This is a genomic window from Clostridium oryzae (assembly GCF_002029235.1).
GTDB classification, from domain to species: Bacteria; Bacillota; Clostridia; order Clostridiales; family Clostridiaceae; genus Clostridium_AE; species Clostridium_AE oryzae.
Genome location: NZ_MZGV01000117.1, coordinates 1 through 6,849, shown reverse-complemented (window position 1 = coordinate 6,849; position 6,849 = coordinate 1). Strand labels below are relative to the sequence as shown.

7 protein-coding genes are annotated in these 6,849 nt (G+C 31.4%); all 7 read left to right on the top strand.

Annotation, left to right across the window (positions count from 1 at the left end):
• Nucleotides 1-775: 775 nt before the first annotated feature.
• The 7 genes from CLORY_RS22205 (at nucleotide 776) to CLORY_RS22170 (ending at nucleotide 6,297) form a co-directional block, all read left to right on the top strand.
• Nucleotides 776-1,390, top strand: coding sequence for a L,D-transpeptidase (locus CLORY_RS22205; RefSeq protein WP_079428673.1), 615 nt, complete (start codon nucleotides 776-778; stop codon nucleotides 1,388-1,390).
• A gap of 451 nt (nucleotides 1,391-1,841) precedes the next feature.
• Nucleotides 1,842-2,717, top strand: a complete 876-nt coding sequence (locus CLORY_RS22200) for a response regulator (RefSeq protein ID WP_079428671.1) — start codon at nucleotides 1,842-1,844, stop codon at nucleotides 2,715-2,717.
• A complete protein-coding gene (locus tag CLORY_RS22195; RefSeq protein ID WP_079428667.1) occupies nucleotides 2,699-3,166 on the top strand; it encodes a chemotaxis protein CheX in 468 nt (155 codons plus the stop codon). Before CLORY_RS22200 ends, CLORY_RS22195 begins: the two co-directional genes overlap by 19 nt.
• 170 nt (nucleotides 3,167-3,336) lie before the next feature.
• Nucleotides 3,337-3,954 (top strand): LysE/ArgO family amino acid transporter, encoded by a 618-nt coding sequence (locus CLORY_RS22185; RefSeq protein ID WP_079428663.1) that lies wholly within the window; start codon nucleotides 3,337-3,339, stop codon nucleotides 3,952-3,954.
• Between the two features lie 308 nt (nucleotides 3,955-4,262).
• A complete protein-coding gene (locus CLORY_RS22180) occupies nucleotides 4,263-4,634 on the top strand; it encodes a hypothetical protein (RefSeq protein ID WP_079428661.1) in 372 nt (123 codons plus the stop codon).
• Between the two features lie 119 nt (nucleotides 4,635-4,753).
• Nucleotides 4,754-5,236 (top strand): carboxypeptidase-like regulatory domain-containing protein, encoded by a 483-nt coding sequence (locus CLORY_RS22175; RefSeq protein ID WP_079428659.1) that lies wholly within the window; start codon nucleotides 4,754-4,756, stop codon nucleotides 5,234-5,236.
• A gap of 209 nt (nucleotides 5,237-5,445) precedes the next feature.
• Nucleotides 5,446-6,297 (top strand): AraC family transcriptional regulator, encoded by an 852-nt coding sequence (locus CLORY_RS22170; RefSeq protein ID WP_079428657.1) that lies wholly within the window; start codon nucleotides 5,446-5,448, stop codon nucleotides 6,295-6,297.
• Nucleotides 6,298-6,849: the final 552 nt, after the last annotated feature.

Sequence of the window (6,849 nt, the reverse complement as noted above, 5' to 3'; positions counted from 1 at the left end):
TGTTTGGTTAGAGATTCAATTATAACATGAAATTGGGGGTCATTGTTTTTTTTATACAAAAAAACTCTGTAACCCTTGATATATAAAGAAATTTTTAAAAGAATAGTGTAAAAAACTTTACACTAACATAAGAGAAAAGGTGGTTATTAAATGAAAAAACGATACAACGTGTTTACGAAGAAGTTAACAAGAAACAGTAATATATTTTGAAATTAGAGAATTAAGATAAGAAGGCAACAGAAGCAGTATAATAAAAGCATCTTGTTAATATTAAGAGTTAGGGCATTAAAAATGGTTACATCCGACGGAGGCATTTGGAGTGAGTTTAGCAATTATCCGTGTCTTTTAGGCAAATTTCCGTTAAGATGGCGAATTGTTTGAGGCGTAGCCGAGTTATGAGCCATTAGGAAATTTGCCTAAAAGATGTGGTGTAATTGCTTAATGAACGTAACCGGCCGACATAGGGTGTAACCATTTTTTATTATTGAGGTGATTTTTATCAATACAAAACAAGTATGAAAAAATAATTATTGTGTATTTTATGTTTGAAAATGATAAAAACGGCAAGAATGTAGAAATGAGTTGATAATTGAAAAAAGAGATGACTTGTGAAAAACAACCATTGTAGAAAATAGATGGTATATATAAAAAAAGCTAATTTTAATTAATTCCATATGTAATGTGTGGATTTTACATAATGTAGACAGAATTTTAATAAATAAACCGTATAATATATTGTAGAGCAAAAATGATTTGACTAGGAGGAATTTTGTAAATGAAAAGAAAAATTGCTATGCTGCTGATATTTATTGGAATATTAGTGGTAGGGTATCTTAACATTGATAACAAAGAATTACATAGAATCATTAAGCAAAACAATATTTTTTTAAATAGTGATAAGAAAATAGAGGTTAAACAAACTAAGAATAAAAATGAGAAAGCCGTCATGGCAAATAAATATGTATTTCCTAAAGAGGAGCCGGTGAGAGCTGTTCCTAGTAACCATAAGTATCTTGTCAAAGTGAAAATTAATCAGCAGAAAGTAGACGTGTATGAGGATGAATATAAAATCAGAACTATGAAGTGTTCTACTGGGCTGTCTGGAGAGAACAGCAGTACACCTTTAGGACATTTTAAGATTAATGGATATTACGGTCAATATTTTTATAGCAGTAAATATAACGAAGGTGCAAGATATTGGGTTGGTTTTATAAATGGTAAGTACTTATTTCACTCTATTCCAACTGAACAAGATGGTGATGTTATCGCTTCTGAAGCTAAAAAAATTGGTAATAGAGCATCACATGGATGTGTAAGACTTTCAATAAAAGATGCATATTGGTTTTATGAAACAATCCCACAAGGATCAGAGGTGATTATAGAAAAATAGTGTTTTATAAATACACAGAGTTGACATGAGGGTAGAAGTAATAGAAACAGAGATTTTTGAGCTGCCAATTGTTAAGTTCTTCAAAATTAGTACGAAGAAAAACATAGCGATACATAATACAATAGTAATTTAGAAAAGTTATTGATGAGCAATTTGTAAAAGCATTAGAAGGGTATGCTTTGTAAAGAAAATAAGATTGCAAATAAATGGGTGTAATGTCTGAGGGACTTATCCGATGTGGGTTACACCTTTTTTCTATATATGCTTATACAACTTGCATAGAATGGAAAGAATTGTTGAATTACACGATATTACGTCGATACAAATATTATTAATATTGCTAATTTTTTGGTAATAATGGTTGAATAAGTTCGAATTATAAAATATAATGATATTAGATAGGTTATAAATAAAAAAACACTTTATATATGTTAAAGGGGTAAATAACGTTATGAAGAAAACTAAAATTTTGATTGTTGATGATTCACCCTTCCAAATTACTATGCTAGAGGACATATTAAATGAGAATGGCTTTGATGTAGTTGGACAAGCTCAGTCATTAGAAGAAGTTATAGAAAAAGTAAATGAATTACATCCTGATTTAGTTACAATGGATATAACCATTCCTGGAACAGATGGATTTGAATGCACAAAGGAAATACATAAAATCGACAAGAACATTAAGGTAGTAGTAGTAAGTTCAATGATGGACGAGGAACTAATAAAGAAAGCTAAGAAACAGCATATGTGCGGATATATTCAAAAACCAGTTGATCCAGAAGAGCTTACCCTTCTAATCAACAGAATCATGGCAGATGAAGAATTGTATATGGAACTTGAGAAAGTTTATTCAAAGATATTTAAAGAGGCTGTTCTAGACATCTTCAATAGGCTTACAAAAACAGTTCCTGAATTTACTGATGAAAGCAATGTAGATAAGGCTATGAAGAGTGAGGGAGTTTCTGTAATTATGGGTATCATAGGAAAATATTCTGGCAGAATGATACTTGACATATCCCTCGAAACAGCTGAAAAACTTGCTGCTGTCTTATTAAGAAGACAACCTAAGAGTGAAGAAGAGGCTCTTAATGTAATGTCGGAAATAGCAAACATGTTTTCAGGCAGTGCTTGTTCAATGATTAACAAAAAGAATAAGTTATTTGGCTTGAGAGTTGCACCTCCGACTACTCTTCACGGTGAATCTATAAATATATTAAAAGCAAAACTTGAAGATACGTATTCTGCTAACGTAAAAACTCAGTTCGGGGAACTATCAATTAATGTAGGCTTTAATAGGGGTGAAGGAGAATGGATGTCAATTATATAAATCCTTTTTTAGAATCATTTGTTAATGTTATGCCTCAGCTAGGATTGAATGATGTTAAAAGAGTAGATGTAAGTTTGAAAGGGAAATTTATACAAAGTCCCGGTCTAGTAGTTATTATAGGACTTATTGGAGATATAAAAGGAAATATTATTTATGGATTGACAGAAGAAGATGCTAAGAAGTTAGCGTCAGTTATGATGATGGGAATGCCAATAGTTAGTTTTGATGAACTTGCTCAAAGTGCAATTTCAGAACTTGTAAATATGTTAACGGCTAATGTTGCTACTAGGTTTTCCGAGCAAAATGTTAATATAAATATATCAACACCTACTCTTATACAAGGTAATTTTACGGCAAATGCGAATGCAGACAAGGTAATCTGTGTTAAAATGGGTGTCAATGGATGTATTATTGATGTAAATATTTCTTTGGAGAAAAATACCATATAATCAGCTGTATAAAAGCTAAAATAATTAATAATGAATGGACTGTGAGTAGCAAGCTTCCTTCTCAAAGGGAGCTTGCTAAAATATTTTCCATTAATAAAAGCGCAGTTTTACAGGAGCTTTGGTTGAGCTAAAGTCATACAGTTAATATAGCAATCGGGGTGATAATAGGAATGATTAAATACCTAATTCAAGGATTCATGCTGGGATTAGCATATGTAGCACCAATAGGAATGCAGAATTTATATGTTATAAATACGGCTGCAACTCAAAAGAAAGTCAATGCGTATCGTGTGGCTTTTATAACGATTTTCTTTGACATTTCATTAGCCTTAAGCTGTTTTTTTGGTATGGGTGCACTTATGGAGAAGTTTACTATATTAAAAATGATAGTTATGCTTATTGGTGCTTTTTTAGTTATATATATAGGCATACAGCTTATAAGGAGTAATCCAGATATTAATAGTAATATAACAATTGAAAAATCTGTTTTAAAAGTAGTCGTGTCTTGTTTCAGTATAACTTGGCTTAATCCACAGGCTATAATTGATGGATCATTGTTGTTGGGAGGATTTAGAGAATCGCTTCCTCATGCTGCTGCCATACTATTTATTGGAGGTGTCTGTCTAGCATCATTTAGCTGGTTTACAATTGTAACGACAGTAGTATCAGCGCTTAGGCAAAAGTTTAATAGAAACATAATTAAGATCATAAATGTTGTATGCGGAGTTGTAATAATATATTATGGATTAAAATTAGCATATAGTTTTGTGAAACTGCAATTTGTTTAGCCATTTATTCGTTAAGTGATAGGTATGTATGGTAAATAATAAAATAGCTTATAGATATTTCAATAACTAAAAAGTAAACCGCTGGTTTACTTTTTTTAGTCTCTAGGAAATGTTCATGAAAGTGTGCTTTCACCAAGTAGAATGAAAAAGTAATCTTCTTTTTCGTAGGAAATTATGTTTTTTGCCAATCGTGTTTAATTTTTGTGTAATGTTAAGAAATTTTGTAGCATTATAGTACTTTATTGAATAATATATATTAGCTGAATTGAATAGTAGGCTGATTCTAGTGAATATAGGAGGATTAGAAAATGAAAAACGCATATTTAGATGAAATAGCAGTTGGCTGGGAGCCAGAGAAACCAGAAAAACCTGAAATAGATAACTTCGAAGATGATGATCAATTTACAAAACAGAGACAGTTCAATAAACAAATAAACTATAATAATTTTGATCAGAAACAAATAGTTAAACAATATCAGGGTCAGACTTCTGAAAATGATGCAGATAATGATGCAGATAACGAAGCAGGTGCAGCTTCAGGGTCAAAATCTGGGGCAGCAGCTGGATCAAAGTCGGGGGCAGCAGCTGGAGCAAAAAACAAGAATAACGCTTATCTGGATGCAGATTCAGAAGCTGATATTGATGTTGAAACAAAGGGCAGAAATAAGAGATATCAGTAAAATATTATTCTCATGTGAAGGAATAGAAAAAATTTTTCTATTCCTTCTATTTTTCGCACATATATTACAACGGCTGAATAATATACAATAGACATTTGATAAAAAAAGGAGAAATTGGTATGGAAAAGGCCGAAGAACAAGGAAAAGTTGAGCTTTTAGACAATGCACATACAAATGTTGATAACAAGCTTCAAGAACAGAATAGTATGCAGCAAAATAGGCAGGATCTTGACCAACAACAGGAAGTAGATGTAAAACCATCACAAGTAAATGTTCAGAGAATTGATGTAATTTTAAATAATAAGTTAGAAAATTATTCAGGAAAGATAACGGGAACTATATATAGTAATATAAAAGATGTCATTGATGATGAGCCTCAAATATATTTGTATTTTGGAACAATTAATAACTTCCCAGTATATAGAGTTAGTACAGATAAAAATGGAAAATATGTAATTGAAGATTTGCCGCCAGGTTTCTATAGTATTGAAGTTATTTGTAATAACTTAGTTGTAGCATCAGTGTATAATATAAAAGTTCTTCCTGGACAAACTACAGAACAGCCACTTTATTTAACGACATATGTGCGCAAGAAGAAATAGTCATAATATTATTTAGTATATAATAACATGAGAGCTATTTATAAATAGGAAAATTTATTTTTTCCTATTTTTTATGAACTTATTTTATTTATGTTACTAAGTTTTGGGACGATAATTATTATATTAGATTTATAACCTCTCATATTTGTACTGTAAAATGAGAGGTGCTTCATTAAATTTTACTGTATTATGTTTTTGGGGGTAATGTGATGGAATGGTTAGAAAAATTAAATTGTGCTGTAGACTATATAGAAAAGAATCTTGAAGGAGAAATTAAATATGAAAAAGCGGCTCAAATAGCATGCTGCAGTACATACCACTTTCAGCGAATGTTTTCTTATATAGCTGGAGTCCATATATCTGAATATATTAGGCGTAGAAGATTAACAAGGGCTGCCTTGGATCTTCAGAGTGGAGATAAGGTTCTAGAAGTAGCTTTAAGATATGGTTATGAATCTCCAACAGCGTTTAACCGCGCATTTCAAAATATACATGGTATAACTCCATCTGCTGCACAAAAAGAAGGTATTTCTCTTAAAGCATATCCACGCATTAGCTTTAAGATTACAGTAAAAGGAGTTAGTGAAATGGAATTTCGAATTGAAAATAAGGGTAAATTTAGGATTGTTGGTCTCAAAACTGCATTAGCAAATAGTATTGAACAAAATTTTAAAGAAGTACCACAGTTTTGGCAAAAGGTTTCACAAAATGGTGATCTTGCAAAGATAGCAGCTTTGATAAATAGAGAGCCTTTTGGAGTATTAGGAGTTAGTGCATGCCTAGAAAGTCTAAAACAATGGGAGTACTATATTGCTGCTCCATCTGATGCAGAAGTTCCATTAGGCATGGAAGAATACATAGTTCCAGCTTGTACTTGGGCCATTTTTCCTGGTGAAAGTGATTCACCAAAAGCAATTCAGGAGCTTGAGAAAAGGATAGTTACAGAATGGCTGCCTTCTTCTGGCTATGAATACGCAAATGCACCAGATGTTGAAGTTTATCTTAGTCCAGATCCTAGTCACCCTAAATACGAAGTGTGGTTACCAATTGTTAAGAAGTAATAACATATTTTGAAGTTAGTGCATTAAGGTAAGAAGGCAACAAAAACAATATATTAAAAGCATTTTGTGAATATTAAGAGTTAGGGCATAGGAAATGTTGTGGCACTACGGATCAATCTCCGTAGTGCTACAACATTTCTTTTTTTAGACTCTAGGAATTTACTATTTTTTACAATTGAGAATAACTTTCAACTGTGTATAAATAAATTGTATGTGTTGTTAAAAGTATGTAACTATATAATATACGAAGTAATATGAAGATAGCTTTTAAGAAAATATTAATAAATAAACAAGAAAAATAATTTGAGAGAAGTAATGTAGAAAATAATATTTTGTAAATGCATAGAGTCAGCATAGGGTAGGAAGTGGTTGGAGGAGGCGTTTTCCAGCCAACGGAAATCACTTCCTACCACTTTTTATTCTATAGGAAACTATGTAATTGCAAGGTTGTGGATAAGTGTGTAAAATATAGGTATTATGGTAGATAAGAAAATAACAGTAAAAGAAATATTAGTAGATAAGTATCAGGATTTTAAAAATAAATATTGGAGT

Excerpts from the sequence above, each read along its gene's own strand:
- CLORY_RS22170 (WP_079428657.1), top strand. The coding sequence starts at position 5,446 with ATGGAATGGTTAGAAAAATTAAATTGTGCTGTAGACTATATAGAAAAG.
- CLORY_RS22195 (WP_079428667.1), top strand. The coding sequence starts at position 2,699 with ATGGATGTCAATTATATAAATCCTTTTTTAGAATCATTTGTTAATGTT.
- CLORY_RS22205 (WP_079428673.1), top strand. The coding sequence starts at position 776 with ATGAAAAGAAAAATTGCTATGCTGCTGATATTTATTGGAATATTAGTG.
- CLORY_RS22175 (WP_079428659.1), top strand. The coding sequence starts at position 4,754 with ATGGAAAAGGCCGAAGAACAAGGAAAAGTTGAGCTTTTAGACAATGCA.
- CLORY_RS22180 (WP_079428661.1), top strand. The coding sequence starts at position 4,263 with ATGAAAAACGCATATTTAGATGAAATAGCAGTTGGCTGGGAGCCAGAG.
- CLORY_RS22185 (WP_079428663.1), top strand. The coding sequence starts at position 3,337 with ATGATTAAATACCTAATTCAAGGATTCATGCTGGGATTAGCATATGTA.
- CLORY_RS22200 (WP_079428671.1), top strand. The coding sequence starts at position 1,842 with ATGAAGAAAACTAAAATTTTGATTGTTGATGATTCACCCTTCCAAATT.